Raw genomic sequence first — 229 nt, forward strand, 5'->3', positions numbered from 1 at the left:
ATTATAGATGTCGTTATCAAAAGCATAACCACCATACTCGTTGTTAAAATTGAAAGCTTGTTGAGCTAATAGAGACTGTTGATCCTTATCACCGTTCAATTCCTTCGATTTAATAGCCATTGCTTTTGCGATAGCAATATAACGTTGACGTAAAGACTCCTTGTTGGCAGCAATCGCTTCCTTCTCACGTTCCGAAGCAATCTTTTCATTCTTGTTTGCGATCTCACGT

Annotated in this window: 1 protein-coding gene; it reads right to left on the reverse strand. The window is 38.4% G+C overall.

The features are described from left to right. The coding region (locus KK062_RS30655) for a hypothetical protein (RefSeq protein ID WP_254088169.1) at positions 1-229 on the reverse strand (229 nt) is incomplete at both ends.

Origin of the sequence: Dawidia cretensis (assembly GCF_018598175.1) — a bacterium.
In the GTDB taxonomy this organism is placed as follows: Bacteria; Bacteroidota; Bacteroidia; order Cytophagales; family Cyclobacteriaceae; genus Ohtaekwangia; species Ohtaekwangia cretensis.